The following is a 17,313-nucleotide window of genomic DNA, read 5'->3' as shown; positions in this document are numbered from 1 at the left end:
TTCTTCGAAATTATCAATGGGAGCATCTAGTCAACATTCCTCTTCGGGATCCGTTCCCGTTTTTTGTTCCAAGAAAAAGGAACGGATCCCTAACAACGTCGAACTTTTAATGCTCACATTAATAAGACAAATCTTTAAAAATCACAAGAGAAAAGAAAAAGGGGAGGCCTTTAGCCTCCCCAAAAATTAGGAGGGGGATGGTTTTTAATCTGATTAGCCCATATCTTTGATAAGGTCAGTTAACATGGCATTAGCTATCTTCTTGGAATCTACCTGATACGTACCCGCTTCGATTTGTTCTTTAATGGCACGAATCTTTTCGGTTCGCACATCAGGGGTAGCCTTGAGGGCCTTCTCTACTTTTTGAATGTCTTTCGCTGTTTGAGAAAGCTCCACACGGTCCTGCTGTACAGGAGGTTTTTTGTTTTCAACAGCGGCCTTTTGTATCTCGCCTTGGGCTTGTTTAACTTGTTCGGTTTGGACGTTAAATTTCTGGTAAAGATTTTCTATTTTCATTTTTTATCAACTCCTTTCGCCTGCATTATTTTGGCGACGACCCTTTCTAAAAGCCGCGATTGTTCTTCTTCTGATATTTCTTCTATCTTCTCTTCACCTTTTTCGACATCTAAGACTTTAAACTTAAATTTTTTTTCAGGGATCTCAAGATCCTGTGCTTTTTCCTGATTTAAACGTCGCGCCAGGCGGGAAAGCATATTTTTCCCTTCTTCGGATATAGAAACCTTGTCATTTGAGAGACCTGGCCGTTGCCAGGAAATTTTCTTCCCTGCTTGACGATTATACGTCTTTAAAACATTATGTATTTGACGAAAGTGAATGTTCATGGCTTACAACCTCTCTCTATATCTCTTTTCGGGCAGGGAATGAGGGGAGCTTGAAAATTGTATATTTTTCCTACAAAGCTAGAAAACTATCCTGTCAAGAAGGCAGAACTAGTTAAAATTACCGAAAGGAAGCCTTTTACCCAGCAAAAACATTTCAAAAAAGCCCTTCCACCGCCTACCTTTACACTTTTTTGGGAAAACGGGATTAAAGCTTATCAAAAAATAAATGAAGGGACTCTTTTCCACCGAGGACTAATCATTGATAAAAAAATATGAACCCCGTCTTCATCTAGATATGATCTGTATGCTCGCACAATCTCGTTGTTACTTCCCTTAAGACCGCTTCGGCACTTCATGCCTTGCATTCAAATCGAGATCTTTGCAAAATTGTAGAAATCAGTATTGCAAGCCCAACTGCAAGGGATCCGTTTCCATTTTAGTTCCGGAAATGGAAACAATCCTAGAAAAGACCTTCTCAATTTGAATGTGACTTATCTCTGTTCTTAGTGATAATTTGCGTTGAGCAAAAACCTCAACTTTTAGGTTTCTCTTTGAAAAACATTTTTTGTATTATTATATAGCAGTACTAATTTTTCCTAAAATATCTATTATTTTTGACAAAAATATTATTTTGCCTTGCAAAGTTTTCCCTTTATCCGTATAAATAATGAGTAAATTAATAACTACGCAAAGAGGAGGTTTTTATGAAACGCGTCAAAAAATGGTTAGGAATGGCAGGCCTTGCTACACTTCTTTTGGTTCCCATTGGCTGCAACACTTGCCCTAAACAAGAAGACAAGGCTTTGATGCAGGAAGCTATCCAGGCTGCTCAGGAAGCTAAAGCTGCGGCTGCTCAATGCCAGAACCTTCAAGAAACCCTTGCTCGTATTGAAGCTGCAGCTCAACGTGCTGAAGCTGCTGCTCAAACCGCTACCATGGCGGCCCAGCGCGCTGATGCAGCTGCTAACCGCGCAGCTCAAGCCGCTGCTAAGGCAGATACTGCTGCCACCAAAATCGAACGTGTTTTTGAAAAAAGCCTAACCAAATAAATTTATCTGTTTGCTAGGGCATCCCTTATCTCTTTTATTTCTCCCACGAGATAGGGGATGCCGTCCTTTTTTTCTAAAACTTGTCTAACGTCTGCCCAGTAAAGGATTACCTTGGCCCTTTTATTTTCTTTTAACTTGTTTGCAAGACGCATAATTTCTTCAAAGGGTGAAGGCACTTTATTTTCAAAATCAGGAAAGGCTTGAAGATAAATTTTGCCGTCTTTTATGCCTAACTTAAAAGGCTCATAAATAATAAAAACAGGTGTCCCTACGGGCACCAACGGATATAAAGCCTCTATGTCCTCGGGATAAAGCCTCATGCATCCGTGACTCACCCTGCGTCCTATGCCCCACGGTTTGTTCGTCCCGTGGATCATATAAGCACCCCTTGAAAGATAAAGGGCCCGCGTGCCAAGAGGATTATCAGGCCCTGGGGGAACAACATCGGGAAGATCCGGCTCTTCTTCTTTTATTGATTTGGGAACATGCCAGGCAGGGTTTTTTCTTTTACGGATAATGGTATAAACACCAAGGTCTGTCAGCTTGCCATCCACACCAACACCAATAGGGGCCGTGTAAACGACATTTTTGCCGCCTTCGTTGCGAAAAAAATAAAGGCGCATTTCCGCAAGGTTCACCACCAGACCACTTTTTATGCTCGGCAAAACATACTCACTGGGGATCAAGACTTTTTTCCCTTTAGGGGGGATCCAGGGATCTATCTTTGGGTTTGCAAGACTGATCTGGTTATAACCCAGATCGTACCAGCGAGCGATATCAAGAAGGGTATCTTTTTCGCCCACTACGTGAGACTTAAGCTCCCCCACTACCGTTTGGTCTGGGCTCCATTCAAAACGCTCAAGAGCCAAGCAAATTCTAGGCAAAAAGCTGATACCTGCAAGCAGAAAAATGCTTAGCGTAAGGGTGGATTGAAATAGCCAAAACAAAGCCGAGGAAAGGCCCGGCTCAGTTTTTTTACTAAATTTTTTATCCCTAAACATTTCCCCGTAGATTTAAACCCAATTTTCTTTAAATACCAAATCGGATCAATGGCATGATTGCGCAACTGAATAAAATCAACTCCTAAAGACACCACTTCACAAAGGGCTTCGAACTCATCCTGCTCATCGGTAAGCCCGGGAAAAACAAAGAGATTAAGAGAAACAAACCCTCCCATTTTTTTCATCTGCTTTATGCTTTCTTTAACCTGAGAAAAGTTATATCCCCTTGGATTAAAGTACGCGTGGTAATAAAAATCCCGTGCACTTGATAAACTCACCCTGATACTATCAAGCCCAGCCCGCCTTAAACGGCCTATTTCTTCTGGAAGACTGGCATTGGTATTGAGATTTATGGTTCCCCTGGAAGTGCCTGCCCGCAAAAGTTTTATAGCTTTTTCGATAAGTTTTGCCTGAAGAAGGGGCTCCCCTTCACAGCCCTGACCAAATGACACCATGGCTCTTTTGGCTCCTTTTAGATGGGGAACCAAGGCTTCGGCAATTTCTTCGGCCTTTGGCACAAAAGCAATGCGTTCCTGAGCAATGTGAGGGCCATCTTGCGGTTGGGCTGACAAACAACCAAGACAACGAGCATTACAAGACGGAGAGCAGGGCGCTGGTGCCTCAAAACGTTTTAAAACAAAGTTGCGTGCAGCAGGGCAGCGGTATCTCTTTACGCAATTTTCCACCAAATGCCGCACAAAACGATTCTCAGCAAAGCGCTTAAGCATTTCTTGAGCCGCCCTGGCAATGCGGGCCTCGTCAAAAAAACGTACTTCCTGGCGATGGTCGAAATCTGATCGAAAAGCTGCAGCCCAAAAACGTCCCTTATGCCATCCCACTGAGGCATAAGAAAATAGCGGAAGAGGTGGAAGATCAGGCCTTGCCTCTACATAAGGGGCCAAATAAAGCTGGGTATGGGCAGGAGCCAGATAGCCTGCTACAGCAAAGGCTGGCTCTTGAGGCGCAAAGGGATTTTCCCTTAAAACTACAGGTACTTCCCTTTCAGGATCAAAGCCTACGGGATGCCGATCAGGCAAAACATAAAGGGCGCTCCCTATGGGCAAAGGGATAAAGTCTTCTTTTTGGGGGAGCACCACGTCGTAACCTGAAAGCCCCATGGCCAAAAGATAGGGATGGTCATAAATCCGACCATCCCTATCTGCAAAAAGAAGCCGTGGAAGGTTTTCAGGGTGAGGGTAAAGCCTTGGCCACATAAATTACAGGATGAAACGGCTAAGATCTAAGTCTTTAGCAATGTCAACAAGTTTTTCGCGCACGTATTCAGCAGTGATAACAACTTTTGTAGGTGCAACATCTGGCGCTTCGAAGGAAATATCTTCTAAAAGCTTTTCCATAACCGTATAAAGCCTTCGCGCGCCAATATTTTCCGTACGTTCGTTAACCTCAAAGGCAATGCGAGCAATCTCGTTTATTCCCTCAGGGGTGAATTCAAGAGTTACACCTTCGGTTTCAAGCAAGGCCTTGTATTGTTTCACCAGGGCGTTTTCTGGCTCTGTGAGAATACGCACAAAGTCTTCTTCCGTAAGGGGATCAAGCTCAACCCTAATGGGGAAGCGCCCCTGGAGCTCGGGAATCAGGTCTGAGGGTTTGGCCACGTGGAAGGCCCCGCTTGCAATAAAAAGAATATGATCCGTGCGCACCATGCCATAACGGGTGTTCACCGTAGTGCCTTCCACAATAGGAAGAAGGTCCCGTTGGACCCCTTCGCGCGAAACATCAGGAGAGCTTCCAGCCCCAGCGCGCGCGGCAATCTTGTCAATCTCGTCGATAAAAATGATGCCACTTGTTTCAACACGCCTGATAGCCTCTTTAGTCACCTTGTCCATATCAACCAGTTTGTTAGCTTCCTCTTGTTTTAAAAGCTCAAGGGCTTCCTTAACCTTCATGCGTTTACGTTTAGGTCGTTTGGGGAAAAGACTTCCCATCATATCGCGCAGCTGTTGTTCTAAATCTTCAAGTCCTGTGGCGGCAAAGACTTCCACCATAGGGGTAGGTTTGCCGGCAAGCTCAATTTCAACGTACTTGTCGTCAAGCTCTCCACGACGCAATTTTTCTCTAAACTTCTCACGGGTAGAGGAAAAAGCCTCTCTTTCAGTTTCTGGAGTTGAAGGTAGCAGCAGATCAAGGATGCGTTCTTCCGCAAGATAAGCGGCCTTTTCCTGCACGCGCTTTTGTTCTTCTTCTCGGACCATTTCCACCGCAATATGGACCAGGTCACGAATCATGGACTCAACATCGCGGCCCACATAGCCCACCTCGGTAAACTTGGTGGCTTCTATTTTGAGAAAAGGCGAGTTGGAAAGCTTGGCCAGCCTTCTGGCAATCTCTGTTTTTCCCACTCCAGTGGGTCCGATAAGGATGATGTTTTTGGGATAAATTTCTTCTGAAAGTGGCGGAGGAACTTGCTGGCGCCGCCAACGGTTACGTAAGGCAATAGCCACAGCCTTTTTAGCCTTGTCCTGGCCAATGATGTATTTGTCAAGTTCTGCTACGATTTGACGTGGCGTAAGTTCTTTCATGTCTTTTTTCATGGTCTCCTCCTACAGCTCCTCAACAACTATCTGGTCGTTAGTGTAAACGCAAATAGAAGCAGCAATTTGCATAGCTTCAAGCGCGATTTCTCTGGCCGAAAGCGAAGTGTGCTTCAAAAGGGCCTTAGCCGCCGCAAGGGCCATGGTCCCACCAGAGCCTATCGCAAGCACCTGGTCGTCTGGCTCCATAACATCTCCTGCCCCGGAGAGCAAAAACATATGGTTTTTGTCACAGGCTATCAACATGGCCTCAAGGCGCCTTAGTGTTCTTTCTGTACGCCAATCTTTGGCTAATTCTACCACTGCCCGTACAAGCTGGCCGCCATATTCTTCTAGCTTTTTTTCTAAGCGTTCAAAAAGAGTCAGGGCGTCAGCAGTAGCCCCTGCAAAACCTACCACCACCTTTCCGTGGTAAAGCCTGCGCACTTTACGGGCCTTTTGTTTAATCACCGTATCACCCAGGGAAACCTGCCCGTCTCCCGCCACAACGACTTTTCCGTCTTTTTTGATTGCGATTATGGTCGTTCCTTTCATTGCCTTCTCCTTAGTCTTGCTTTTTGGCTCGTGGGTGTGCCTTATCATAAATGTTTGCCAAGCGAGAAAAATCAAGATGCGTGTAACGTTGGGTGGTGGCCAAACGCGCATGCCCCAGCATTTCCTGGATAACGCGCAAATCCGCCCCAGCTTCTAACAAATGAGTAGCAAAAGAATGGCGCAAAGTATGAGGCGATACTTCCACAAGCCCTAACATCAAAGCATATTTCTTTACAATCCGGTGGACACTACGCGTGGTAAGAGGCTCACCCCTTATGTTTAAAAAAAGATGTCTGGTTTCTTTTTTCTTCTTACGCAAAAAATCCTCCCGCGCAGAAAGGTATTGCTCAAGGGCTTCTTTGGCTTTGCTACCAAAAGGGGCAAGTCTTTCTTTGTTCCCCTTACCTTTAACACGCAAGACCTGCAAATCCATCAAAATATCGTCAAGGCTCAGGGCACAAAGCTCAGAGACCCGCAACCCTCCTCCATAAAGAATTTCAAGGATAGCTCGGTCTCTTACCGCCAAAAAGCTAGCCCCCTTGGGAAAAGAAACCAGGGCGAAACTTTCATCAACGTTTAAGACATGGGGGAGCTTGCGCGGGGTTTTGGGACCTTTTAAAAAAAGAAGCCTTTCGTCTTTTAACTCGCCACGTTTTTTGAGGAAGCGAAAATACGTTTTAAAGGCAGAAATTTTGCGGGCAAGGCTTACCCGGTCTAACTCTTTGGCAAGCTTGGCAAGGTATAGGCGCACTTCAGCCAGGGATGCCTGGGCAGGATCTTTCCCCAGGTGTGCCGCAAGCTGGCGCAAATCAGCCTCATACGCACGAAAGGTGTGCTGAGACACACGTTTTTCGTTTTTCAAATAAGCCAAAAAATCCGCAACAGACATTTGTAATCAAGGGTAAGCAGAGAAAAGGCCCGCCGCAAGGGCGGGCCTAACAAATAAACGGGCCGGTTAACACGAAAGCTTATCTAAAAGTAGGAATTTGTTACCTTTTGAGCCTCACAAACCTCTTCCACGTGGTCCTGAACCAACTGGCCATTTTGCCAAATGCGCTTACGCACTTTATGACACTTGGTTTGCTGGTTGTAGTTAAGGGGCGTAGCCTCAACCACGGTGTTCCCCTGTCTATAAACCACTGGCTGACCTGTAGTGGCTGCGCTAGCGGAAGCTTCACTGCTCAACTCCGCAAGGCCTCCTCCCAGAACTGCGCCCATGGTTCCTCCGATAACAGCACCACGCCAGGGATTTCCATCATCCAGAAGGGCTCCAGCTACAGCACCAACCGCGGCTCCAAGACTTGCTCCCTGGTAAGAAGCTGATTGTTGGGTAGTGGTGCAACTGGTCATGCCAATTAAAAAAAGAAGTGGAAGGAAAAAAAGCGCTATTTTTTTGAACTTGTTCATTGGCTACCTCCTCAAACGTTTTCGTTAAAGTTTAATAAGCAATGCCCATGCCAAGCTTGTGGCAGTAGCAAATATGGTAGGGTCGAGGCATACCTCGCCTCTACAACTCCTCCAAATGGAGTCTAAGGTTATCTGGCAGACAAAATTGCCCGATGGAAAGACAAAGTCGTCGATTGTCTGATACAACTTAAGCTAAACATGGCCTATCTCCTGAGATTGCTTCTCACTGCTGTGTTCGGTAGAGAGATCGCTTCGTCGGCCTTAACAGGCCTCCTCGCGATGAGGCTTTAGCGGTCCTTGCGAGGGGCCTCTTTTTCTGTCATTGCGAGGGAGCGTAAGCGACCGAAGCAATCTAGATCCCTCACTGTGTTCGGGACAGGGCTCACTTAGGCGACTACGTCGCCTCGTGATGACGGGTGTGGGAGAGACCGCGCGGGCGTACAAGTCGCCTCGTGATGACACCTTGTCGGATAAAACATGCTCCCATTAATAAGTCGTGGGTAAAGATTTAAAAATTGGTATAAAATCTGCTATAAAATAAAGTGCCATGAAAAGATTCAACCAAATAATCTTAGGGATACTGGTCTTAAATTTTTGTTTCCCTGGCATAATCTGCGCTCAAAAAGGAGCTAATTATCACCGGGAACGCTTAATCATTACCGGTGTGGTCGTTGAAATTCGCCATCCCATAGCCATCATACATGCAGAAGAAGATAAGATTTATCGCGTACGCTTGGGGCCTTACTGGTACTGGAAGAAAGCAGGTTTCAGGCTGAAAAAAGGCGACCGGGTAAGAATAATCGCCATCAAAAAAGGCTCGCTCTTGTTTCCCATTGCCATCAAGAGTGAAGAAGGGGCCATTCAAATCCGCGATGAATCAGGGATTCCCCTTTGGCGCATAAAAGAATAGATGTCTTCTTCAAAATTTGAAGGATATAAACCCATCTTTTTACTGGCCCTCGCGGTCTTGATCTTAACTACCAGCATTGAAGTCTTATACTTCAGGTATTTCATAACTGAGATCACCAAGCGAGAGTCTCAAAGCACCCTTAATTTTTTGGAAGCACGCCTTACCGCCTATGTTGAAACTCTCGAATTATTACCCGAAGTGCCTGATTACTTGAAAGACTTAGCCTGGCTGACAGATGAATTACAAGGGCAACCCCAGCTTGTAGGTGTCTTGGTAAAAGAAAAAGGCAAAGTTTTATTAAACACCTTTCCCACCGGGACTAAATTCGCCCCGCAACTTTTTAAAAGGTGTTACCAGGGGCTAAATGTAAAAAATGTGCGCTTTGTGTGCCGCGATTTCGAGGCCCTGCCAGACAGAAAATTTTTCTTGCTCCTTGGCCTTGATATCGGCTTTGCTAAAAAGGCCTTTTTGAATTTTGTCATCCTTAGTGGCTGTATTCTACTTGCGGCAAGTGTGCTTCTCGGCACCGGACTTTTTTATCTTGAAAAGTTTTCCCGCCGCCAAAAAGAACTTGAAAAACAGCTGTCAGCCTCAGAAAAGCTGGCTGCCATGGGGAAAATTTCTGCTATGGTGGCTCACGAAATAAGAAACCCGTTAAACAGCATCGTAATGGGCCTTCAATACATGTCAGAAACCCAAAAAATATCCCCTGAAATTCTCGACATGATAAAAACTGAAGCCCAGAAGTTAACAGAACTAACAGGTGAACTTCTCTCGTATGCCAAGGGTTTTGAAATACATCCCCAGCCAGTTTACGCCCAGGAAATCATCGAAGAACTAGCCCTTAAATTTAAAGAAAAAGCCAAAAGACAGGGGATTGACCTCCTCATCGAAAAAGGGCCTTCTCAAATTATCTTGGTTGATAAGAGATGGTGTTTGCGGGCCCTTGAGAACCTGATTAGAAACGCCCTTGAAGCCACCCCTCAGGGGGGGGAAATCCTTCTCAAATTTTATGTGGAAGGAAACGAAGCCATCTTTGAGGTAAAAGACACCGGCTCAGGTATCTCACCTAAAGAGCAAACAAGGCTTTTTGAGCCCTTTTTTAGCACTAAATCAACTGGCTTTGGCCTTGGGCTTTATTTGGTGCGCAAAGTTGCCGAGGCCCACGCAGGTAGGGTATCTTTTTCTTCTGAGCCTAAAAAAGGATCGGTTTTCCGCATACATTTTCCTATTAAAAATGAAGGCTAAAATCCTCATAATAGAAGATGATCAACCCCAGGCCAAGATTCTTGGCGATTATCTGCGCCATAAGGAATATGATGTTGCCTGTGCGCTTAATGCCAATGAAGGCAAACAACTTCTTTGTCAGGAAAATTTTGATTTAGTAATCCTTGATTGGCGGCTACCTGATGAAGACGGCTTGAGTCTTCTTTCCTGGATTAAAGACAAATTTCCCCTGCTCCAGGTAATAATGCTTACCGCGTTTGCCACGGTTGAACGAGCAGTCGAGGCCATCAAAAAGGGCGCCTATCACTATCTTACCAAGCCTGTAAATCTTGAAGAGCTAACTTTGATCATAGACAAGGCCCTTAAAGAACTAAGGCTTGCCCGGGAAGTTGAGCTTTTAAAGGCAAGGCTTGCCGAGCTATCCCCTCCTGAAGCGCCAGATATCATTGCTGAAAGCCCCAAAATGCGCGAAATTTTGCGCCTAGTCTCCAAAGTCGCCCAGACAGAAGCCACCGTACTTATCCTCGGGGAATCAGGGACAGGCAAAGAGGTAATTGCTAATCTCGTTCACAGGCTAAGCCCTCGCGCAAAAGCGCCTTTTGTCAAGGTAAATTGCGCGGCTATCCCTGAAGGCCTACTTGAATCAGAATTATTTGGCCACGAACGCGGGGCCTTTACCGGGGCAGACAAAAGCAAACCCGGGCTTTTTGAAATAGCTGACGGAGGAAGCATATTTCTCGATGAGATTGGCGACCTTCCCCTTGCGCTTCAAGCCAAACTATTGCGCGTGCTGCAAGAGGGGGTAATCAGACGCATAGGTGCGCTGCGTGAAATAAAAGTAAACGTACGCATCATCGCTGCCACCAACAAAGACTTAGAAGAAATGGTCAAAGAAGGCCTTTTTAGAGAAGACCTCTTCTGGCGCTTGAACGTATTTTCCGTAAAACTGCCCCCGCTTCGTGAGCGCAAAGAAGACATCTTGCCCCTTTGTCGTTTTTTCCTGGCAAAATTCTCCCAAAAACACGGCAAAACAATCAAAGACTTTAGCCGCGAAGCTTTAGACGTACTGCTTTCCCATCACTTTCCTGGAAACGTGCGAGAATTAGAAAACATCATTGAACGTGCGGTTATCCTGGCAGACCAGGACATTATCACACTAGATGATCTTCCCCCTCTTCTTCGTGGAGAGAAAAAAGAAGACCAGGCGTCTATTTTGTATTCGTTACCCTTGCCTGAAGCAGTGGCACTCCTTGAAAGCACCCGTATTAAACAAGCCATGGAAGAAGCCCACGGGGTGAAAATCAAGGCTGCAGAACTCCTTGGCATCTCTGAACGAGTCTTGAGATACAAGCTTGGTAAATATGGCCTTGCTCCTTCTGAAGATTAACTTGGCTGAGAAGCCCTTTTCGCTTATATTCAAAAAGACCTTTGCAAAATATCTAGGATCCGTTCCCGTTTTTCGGGACGAAAAATAGGAACAGATCCAGTCAAAAAATTTTGGGAAGCTTGACTGCTCATGGGAAAAAAATACGGAAACATATTAGACCTTATCGGGAATACTCCTTTGGCACCCATCCGGCGTATCCGAAGCAACCCCCGGGTGACCATTCTTGCCAAAATCGAATCTTTTAACCCTGGGGGTTCAGTTAAAGACCGCATTGCCCTTTCCATGATTGAGACCGCGGAGCAGTCCGGCGAACTCACCAGGGAAAAAACCATAATCGAAGCATCAAGCGGAAACACCGGCATCGGCCTTGCCCTGGTCTCCGCGGTAAAGGGCTATCGTTGCTTGATAGCCATGAGCGAAGGGGCCTCTCTTGAACGCCGCAAAATCATGCAGGCCTATGGTGCCGAAATCTTACTTACCCCGGCAGAAAAAAGCACTGACGGTGCTATCGAAGCCGTCTATGAACTTGCCAGAGAGTACCCTGACAAATATTATCTTACCGACCAATTTAATAATCCTGCTAACTGGAAGGCCCATTATTACGGAACCGGCCCCGAAATCTGGCGTGACACAGAAGGTAAAGTCACCCATGTGGTAGCAGGCATGGGCACCACAGGAACCCTTATGGGCATAGCCCGGTTTTTCCGTGATAAAAAGCTCCCGGTAAAGGTCATTGGGCTTGAACCAAATCCTGGTCACCGACTTCAGGGCCTCAAAAACATGAAGGAATCCTATCCCCCGGGCATCTTCCAGAAACAGCTTCTTGACGAAATTATGAACGTTCCCGATGAAGAATCTTTTGAACTTGCCAGAAGGCTTGCCAGAGAAGAAGGCATATTTGTGGGTATGAGCTCAGGGGCAGCCCTTTACGGAGCCCTTGAGCTTGCTAAACGGATCAAAGAAGGTGTCATAGTTGCCATTTTCCCTGATGGTGGCGAACGCTATCTCTCAACACCACTCTGGTCCTTTGAAAACCTCCCGGATGAAGGGCCAAAATTCAACAACACCCTTACGCGCAAAGTCGAAAGATTTACTCCTATAAACGAAGCAAAAGTAGGCATTTACACCTGTGGCCCTACGGTTAACCGCAGGCCTCATCTCGGACTTTACCGTCGCATGATGACGGCTGACCTCCTTAAGCGCTACCTCATGTTCAAGGGCTACGAAGTAACCCACGTGATAAACATCACCGACTATGACGACAAAACCATTAAGGCCTCTTTTGAAGAAGGCCTACCCTTGAAAGAACTTACCAAAAAAATAGAAAAAGACTTTTTTGAAGACTTAAAAACTCTTGGTATCCTGCCCGCCACTTACTTCCCCAGGGCCAGTGAACACATCGACGAAATGATAAGCGTAACCCGCAGGTTGATTGAAAAAGGGTTTGCCTACGTGCGGCACGGCTCTGTATATTTCGACGTCTCTAAACTCAAAGACTACGGCCTTCTTTCTAAGGCTGATCTTGCCAAGCTCAAACGCGGTGCAACGGTTGACCTGGAAGAATACGACAAAGACGACCCCCTTGATTTCACCCTCTTTAAAAGGGCCACCCTTCAGGAACTCAAACAAGGGCTCTACGTTGAAACAGAATGGGGAAAGGTTCGTCCTGGCTGGCATATCCAGTGCGCGGCCATGTCTTTGAAATACCTCGGAGAAGAATTCGATATTCACACCAGTGGCACCGACCTTATCTTCCCCCATCACGAAGACGAAATCGCCATTGCCAAGGCGTTAACAGGAAAGATCCCAGCGAGATACTGGCTCCACTCTGCCCTTGTCTCTACTGCCGGGAAAAAAATGTCTTTTTCTGCAGGAAATGCAGTAACCATCCCTGAACTCCTGGAACAAGGGTTTTCTCCGCGAGAAATACGTTACTTCTTGCTGAGAACCCACTACCGCAAACCCCTTAACTTTTCTCTTAAGGCCCTTAAGGACGCCCAAAAAGCCCTGCACGGCCTAGATGCTTTTATGGTGCTTCTTTCCCGTGAGCCAAGCGGTAAAACAAGCTATCCCGTTGACCAATTAGTAGAAAACTTTCTTAACCAGTTTGAAGAAGCCCTTGATGACGATTTGAATGTCTCACGGGCTTTAGCAGTGCTCTTTGAGTTTACCAACAGGCTTGAACCAATCCTTGCCAAAGAAGGCCTTGATCAAGAAGACTTCGAAAGGGTAAAAGATGCCCTTGAAAAAATTAATACGGTGTTTGGCATTATTAGATTTGCTAAGCCAGCCACAGACCAAGAAGTATTGACGCTTCTTGAAAAGCGCGAAGAAGCCAGACAAAAAGGAAGCTTCGAAGAAGCTGACAAGATCAGAGAAGAACTTAAGGCTCAAGGATTCTGGCTAATTGACACCCCGCGCGGTTCAATTGCTGCCTCCTTTCCTGATGAGGACTAAAATTTTCACCATAGAAAAGCTGGTTCATGGTGGAGAGGGCCTGGCACGACTTGATAACGGCCAGGTGGTGTTTGTCCCTGACGTAATCCCAGGGGAAAAAGTAAAAGTAAAAATCACCCAGCAAATGGGTGATTATGCCCTGGGAAAGGTTATAGAAATCCTTGAGCCTTCTCCTGAACGGAAAAAACCTCTTTGCCCTTATTTTGCTGCCTGTGGAGGGTGCCAGCTCCAGCACCTACCCTATAAAAGACAACTTGAAGAAAAATTCGCCATCTTTTGTGAGACCCTTGAACGCACAGGAAAACTCCCGGCTAAAGAACTAGTAACAGAAATAATCCCGTCTCCGAAAGAGTTTCACTACCGCAATCGCCTAAACTTTCACGTGCATCAGGAAAAAGGGGCCTTGGGGTTTTTAAAAAGGCGTTCCCATGACCTAGTTCCTGTTAAGCGCTGCTTGCTTGCAAGGGATGAAATAAACGAAGTGGTAGAAAGACTCCCGGAAATCCCTGCCTGGCGAAGGCTTCATCCCTATGTAAAAAGGGTAAACCTTGGGCTTTGCCTTGCTGAAAGAAAAGTCCTCATGCTTTTTTGGACCAAAGTGGCCCCACGCAAGGAAGACCTGGCAGAAATTTTCGAAGCCATCCCTGCACTTAAAGCTATTTTTTATTGGATACGTGGACGGGCTCCGGTTGGCCCATATCCCCCAGAGGCCCCTCATAAAGGCCGCCGTAAAATGCCTGTGCCTTCTGAAATAGCAGGTACCGAAGAAGACGTGTTTTTTTACGCTTCTGCAGGGGTTTTTGTCCAGGCCAACTGGGAGATAAACCTGATGATGATCGACTATCTCAAAAAACTTGCGTCTCCTTCTGCCACAGAGGAAATACTCGATGTCCATTGCGGCATTGGCAACTTTCTCCTGCCCCTTGCAGGCAAGGCTAAGACCGGCGAAGGCGTTGATACTGACTTTAGAGCCATTCAAGACGGTAAGGAAAATGCCGAAATTTGGGGGCTTTCTTCGGTCAGTTTTAGAGTTTCTTCTGCCATTGAAGCCTTAATAGACCTTTTCAAAGAAGCGCGCACCTTCCCCACGGTAATCCTTGATCCGCCTCGAGGGGGTTGCAAAGAAATACTTCGGTTTCTGCCGGATATCGCTATTGACAAACTTATTTACGTTTCCTGCGACCCACCAACACTTGCAAGGGATCTCCGCATTTTGATTGATCTTGGCTTTGAAGTGGTCTCCGTTAAAGCTTTTGATATGTTTCCGCAAACTTATCACCTAGAAAGTGTTTCTTTTTTAAAGAGGAAAAACTAATGAATTCTTCGCGACGGAACTTTTTAAAGCTACTGGGAAAAGTCTTCTTGGGTGGGCTTTTTCTTACGGGAATCGGCGTGGCCTCAGGTCTTATTCCAAGGCCCCCTCTCAAGGTGTTCCTGAAAAAGGAATCCCTTAAGAAGAAAGAAATTTACATTGGCGAAGATTTCTTTCTGGTGCTTAAAGACCCTAAAAAACCCCTTGCACTTTCGCGCCGCTGCCCCCATCTAGGGTGCACGGTAAATTACGACCCCCAACACAATCTTTTTATCTGTCCTTGCCATCAAAGCCGTTTTACCACAAGTGGGCGCTATCTTTCAGGGCCAGCCAAAAGGGATCTCTTTCCTCTGGCAGCCAAGGTTACTGAAGGAGGAATTATCATTGAACTACCAGGCTAGGTCTTTTATTGCCTGGGCCTCAGCGGCTTCTCTGGTGCTGGCCATCGTAAGTGGCATATTCCTGGCCTTCCCCTTCCGCCCAGAAATCCCTCTTATTTCAACTGTGGGCATAGAAGGCGTTGTTCCTTTTGGGGATTTTATGAGGAGCTTTCATTTTTATACAGGCCAACTTGCCTTTTTAACGTTAGTTGTCCATATCGTGGAAAGCCTTCTTTCCGCAAGCTATGAAAAAAAGACCTGGCTTTCCTGGACACTTCTGGTGGCCTCTTTTCCGGTAACAGTATTTGCCCTTTTTTCAGGATATGTAATCAGGGGGGACGAAATCGGGGCCTCAGCAGGGCATATTGCCGAAAGTCTTGTTCTAGAAATTCCCTTTTTTGGCAGCGTTTTGAACCACATTATTCTGGCTGTAACCGAAGAAGGCATCCATCGCACCTACATGGCTCATATTTGCTTTTCCTTTTTGCTCCTGATAGCCCTTATGGCCTGGCATTTTCGCCTAACACGCTTAAAACTCGAAGACCTTGCCTTCTGGGCAGTGATAGCGATGCTCCCTACGATGTTTTATCCTCCTATTCTCAGGCCGGTAAATCCTGATCTCTCCGTACTTGGCCCGTGGTTTTTCGTGGGAATCCAAGAGCTTTTAAGGCATTTTCCGCCTTTTTATGCAGGGATCATCTTTCCAGCTATCCCTATTTTGGCCCTGGTATTTTTCAAAAAATTCCCCAGGGCCTGTGCTATGGTATTAATAGCCTGGCATAGCCTATATCTCATACTTTCGGTGATAGGCTTTAGTCGATGAAAAAAGCCTTTCTCATTTTAGGCATAGTTTTGTTAGTAGTAGTTGGCGTGCGGGAATGGCAGCGCAAGCGGGCCCCTAAAGTTTTCACCACTACTGACGGCAGGGTAGAAATGTGCCTTGCCTGCCATGACGAATCCCCTGAAAAAGTCCACAGCCGAGATGTAGTGGGATGCTCACCGTGTCACCTGGGTAACCCCCTGCGCATGGATAAAAAACTGGCCCACCGAGGCATCGTAAAAAACCCAGGGGATTTGAGGGTTGTAGAAAAAACCTGCGGAAGACCAGCGTGCCATCCCAAAATGCCAGGAAGAGTAAAAAAATCCCTTATGGCCACCAACCGCGGGATCATTAACGTGCTTCGTCGCTATTGGGGAGAAATCCCCGAAGACGCCAAAATGCTTCCCGAAGACACCGTTGAACACCTGATGAAAACAGGGCTTAACTCCCCTGCCCTTGATTATTTTCGAAAGCTTTGTGGCTCATGCCACCTCTGGATGGAAAAGGGAAAGCTTCCTGATTTTTTAAAGGAAAAAGGAGGAGGATGCGTAGCCTGTCATTTGGTGAAAGGCCCCAAGAAAGCAAAACATCCCGTACTTACGCGCAAGATGCCTGTTGAAAACTGTGTGCGTTGCCATAACAGAAGTGGCCGCATTGGCCTCACCTACCAGGGACTTTACGAAGACGAAGGCTACGGTACCCCTTATCGTGAGGGCGATTTTGGCGCAGAAACCCTTGTTGACGGACGCTTTGTGCGAAGGATTCCCCCTGATGTCCACTTTAAGGCCGGACTTTCCTGTGTGGACTGTCATATTGCCGAAGAAACCATGGGCGATGGCCACGAATATACCCATTTTGAACAAAGCGTAGAAATCACCTGTGAGAGTTGCCACGGAGGGAAGGGAGTTACACGCAAGGGACGCAAAATTCCGGGAGTAAAAGAAGAAGACCACAAGATCGTTTTTCTTGACAAAGCTGGCAAAAAACACCCCTTAAAAAAACCTGATCCCATAAAATGCGAACACAAAGTTCACCAAAGGTTAACCTGCCAGGCCTGCCATGCACCGCGTGTACCACAATGCTTTGGTTGCCATGTACGGCGTGATGCTAGCCAGTCCCAATTAGACAAGCTTGCCAATAAAGAAACCCCTGGTGCCTGGGAAGAATTTCGTTCCTATATGCGCCTTGACGAACCAACTCTTGGTGTAAAGGGCAACAAAATCGAAATCATTGTCCCTGGGTGACAGGACTTTATCACCCTACTTTCCCAGGACGGGAAAGTCCAAAAAGAGTTCAAGAGAATCACCTGGTCTTTTATGGATCCACATGCCACTGGGAAGGCCCGAACTTGCAAAAGCTGCCACACATCTGCTAAGACCCTAGGGCTTGGATACGGCATTTTAAGCTATCGAAACGGCAAGTGGCATTTTGAAAG

General features: G+C 46.4%; 18 protein-coding genes. 10 read left to right on the top strand and 8 right to left on the bottom strand.

Annotation, left to right across the window (positions count from 1 at the left end):
• Positions 1–213 precede the first annotated feature (213 nt).
• Together flgM and H528_RS14420 are read right to left on the bottom strand one after the other, a co-directional pair.
• A complete protein-coding gene (flgM, locus tag H528_RS0102115) occupies positions 214–516 on the bottom strand; it encodes a flagellar biosynthesis anti-sigma factor FlgM (RefSeq protein WP_022852704.1) in 303 nt (100 codons plus the stop codon).
• Positions 513–842: a hypothetical protein gene (locus H528_RS14420; RefSeq protein WP_157608078.1), complete on the bottom strand. Its 330-nt coding sequence runs from the start codon at positions 840–842 to the stop codon at positions 513–515. The genes flgM and H528_RS14420 overlap by 4 nt, the downstream gene beginning before the upstream one ends.
• A 57-nt stretch (positions 843–899) precedes the next feature.
• Here H528_RS14420 and H528_RS0102105 point away from each other — a divergent pair, with 57 nt between their 5' ends.
• The gene (locus H528_RS0102105; RefSeq protein ID WP_022852702.1) at positions 900–1,118 is read left to right on the top strand and encodes a hypothetical protein; all 219 of its coding nucleotides are present in this window, start codon (positions 900–902) and stop codon (positions 1,116–1,118) included.
• 428 nt (positions 1,119–1,546) lie between these two features.
• On the top strand, positions 1,547–1,891 hold the full coding sequence (locus H528_RS12290) for an alanine-zipper protein (protein WP_022852701.1): 345 nt from the start codon (positions 1,547–1,549) through the stop codon (positions 1,889–1,891).
• A gap of 2 nt (positions 1,892–1,893) precedes the next feature.
• Here the strand turns inward: H528_RS12290 and H528_RS12285 are convergent, their stop codons facing one another.
• The 6 genes from H528_RS12285 to H528_RS0102070 all read right to left on the bottom strand — a co-directional run bounded on the left by H528_RS12285 (position 1,894) and on the right by H528_RS0102070 (position 7,385).
• A complete protein-coding gene (locus H528_RS12285) occupies positions 1,894–2,775 on the bottom strand; it encodes a L,D-transpeptidase family protein (protein ID WP_245540422.1) in 882 nt (293 codons plus the stop codon).
• A gap of 29 nt (positions 2,776–2,804) precedes the next feature.
• Positions 2,805–4,106 (bottom strand): radical SAM family protein, encoded by a 1,302-nt coding sequence (locus H528_RS0102090; RefSeq protein ID WP_022852699.1) that lies wholly within the window; start codon positions 4,104–4,106, stop codon positions 2,805–2,807.
• 3 nt (positions 4,107–4,109) lie between these two features.
• A complete protein-coding gene (hslU, locus tag H528_RS0102085) occupies positions 4,110–5,432 on the bottom strand; it encodes an ATP-dependent protease ATPase subunit HslU (RefSeq protein ID WP_028845730.1) in 1,323 nt (440 codons plus the stop codon).
• A gap of 21 nt (positions 5,433–5,453) precedes the next feature.
• Positions 5,454–5,978, bottom strand: coding sequence for an ATP-dependent protease subunit HslV (gene hslV / locus H528_RS0102080; RefSeq protein WP_022852697.1), 525 nt, complete (start codon positions 5,976–5,978; stop codon positions 5,454–5,456).
• A 10-nt stretch (positions 5,979–5,988) separates the two neighbouring features.
• Positions 5,989–6,867, bottom strand: coding sequence for a tyrosine recombinase (locus H528_RS0102075; RefSeq protein ID WP_022852696.1), 879 nt, complete (start codon positions 6,865–6,867; stop codon positions 5,989–5,991).
• 83 nt (positions 6,868–6,950) lie between these two features.
• Entirely contained in the window at positions 6,951–7,385 is a 435-nt protein-coding gene (locus H528_RS0102070) for a glycine zipper 2TM domain-containing protein (RefSeq protein WP_022852695.1), read from the bottom strand.
• Positions 7,386–7,932: 547 nt separating this feature from the next.
• Here H528_RS0102070 and H528_RS0102065 point away from each other — a divergent pair.
• The 8 genes from H528_RS0102065 (at position 7,933) to H528_RS0102030 (ending at position 17,122) form a co-directional block, all read left to right on the top strand.
• On the top strand, positions 7,933–8,295 hold the full coding sequence (locus tag H528_RS0102065; protein WP_022852694.1) for a MamS/MamX family magnetosome protein: 363 nt from the start codon (positions 7,933–7,935) through the stop codon (positions 8,293–8,295).
• A complete protein-coding gene (locus H528_RS0102060) occupies positions 8,296–9,543 on the top strand; it encodes a sensor histidine kinase (RefSeq protein WP_022852693.1) in 1,248 nt (415 codons plus the stop codon).
• Positions 9,533–10,909, top strand: coding sequence for a sigma-54-dependent transcriptional regulator (locus tag H528_RS0102055; protein ID WP_022852692.1), 1,377 nt, complete (start codon positions 9,533–9,535; stop codon positions 10,907–10,909). Before H528_RS0102060 ends, H528_RS0102055 begins: the two co-directional genes overlap by 11 nt.
• 129 nt (positions 10,910–11,038) lie before the next feature.
• Positions 11,039–13,366 (top strand): cysteine--tRNA ligase, encoded by a 2,328-nt coding sequence (gene cysS, locus H528_RS0102050; protein ID WP_022852691.1) that lies wholly within the window; start codon positions 11,039–11,041, stop codon positions 13,364–13,366.
• On the top strand, positions 13,356–14,681 hold the full coding sequence (gene rlmD / locus H528_RS0102045) for a 23S rRNA (uracil(1939)-C(5))-methyltransferase RlmD (protein ID WP_022852690.1): 1,326 nt from the start codon (positions 13,356–13,358) through the stop codon (positions 14,679–14,681). The genes cysS and rlmD overlap by 11 nt, the downstream gene beginning before the upstream one ends.
• Positions 14,681–15,079 (top strand): QcrA and Rieske domain-containing protein, encoded by a 399-nt coding sequence (locus tag H528_RS12280; protein WP_022852689.1) that lies wholly within the window; start codon positions 14,681–14,683, stop codon positions 15,077–15,079. Before rlmD ends, H528_RS12280 begins: the two co-directional genes overlap by 1 nt.
• Positions 15,063–15,881, top strand: coding sequence for a cytochrome b N-terminal domain-containing protein (locus H528_RS0102035; protein WP_022852688.1), 819 nt, complete (start codon positions 15,063–15,065; stop codon positions 15,879–15,881). The genes H528_RS12280 and H528_RS0102035 overlap by 17 nt, the downstream gene beginning before the upstream one ends.
• Positions 15,878–17,122 (top strand): hypothetical protein, encoded by a 1,245-nt coding sequence (locus H528_RS0102030; protein ID WP_022852687.1) that lies wholly within the window; start codon positions 15,878–15,880, stop codon positions 17,120–17,122. Before H528_RS0102035 ends, H528_RS0102030 begins: the two co-directional genes overlap by 4 nt.
• Positions 17,123–17,313: the final 191 nt, after the last annotated feature.

It is taken from the genome of Thermodesulfatator atlanticus DSM 21156 (assembly GCF_000421585.1).
GTDB lineage: Bacteria > Desulfobacterota > Thermodesulfobacteria > Thermodesulfobacteriales > Thermodesulfatatoraceae > Thermodesulfatator > Thermodesulfatator atlanticus.
The sequence above is the reverse complement of the archived record's forward strand: the minus strand, read 5'-3'. Positions and strand labels throughout refer to the sequence as shown.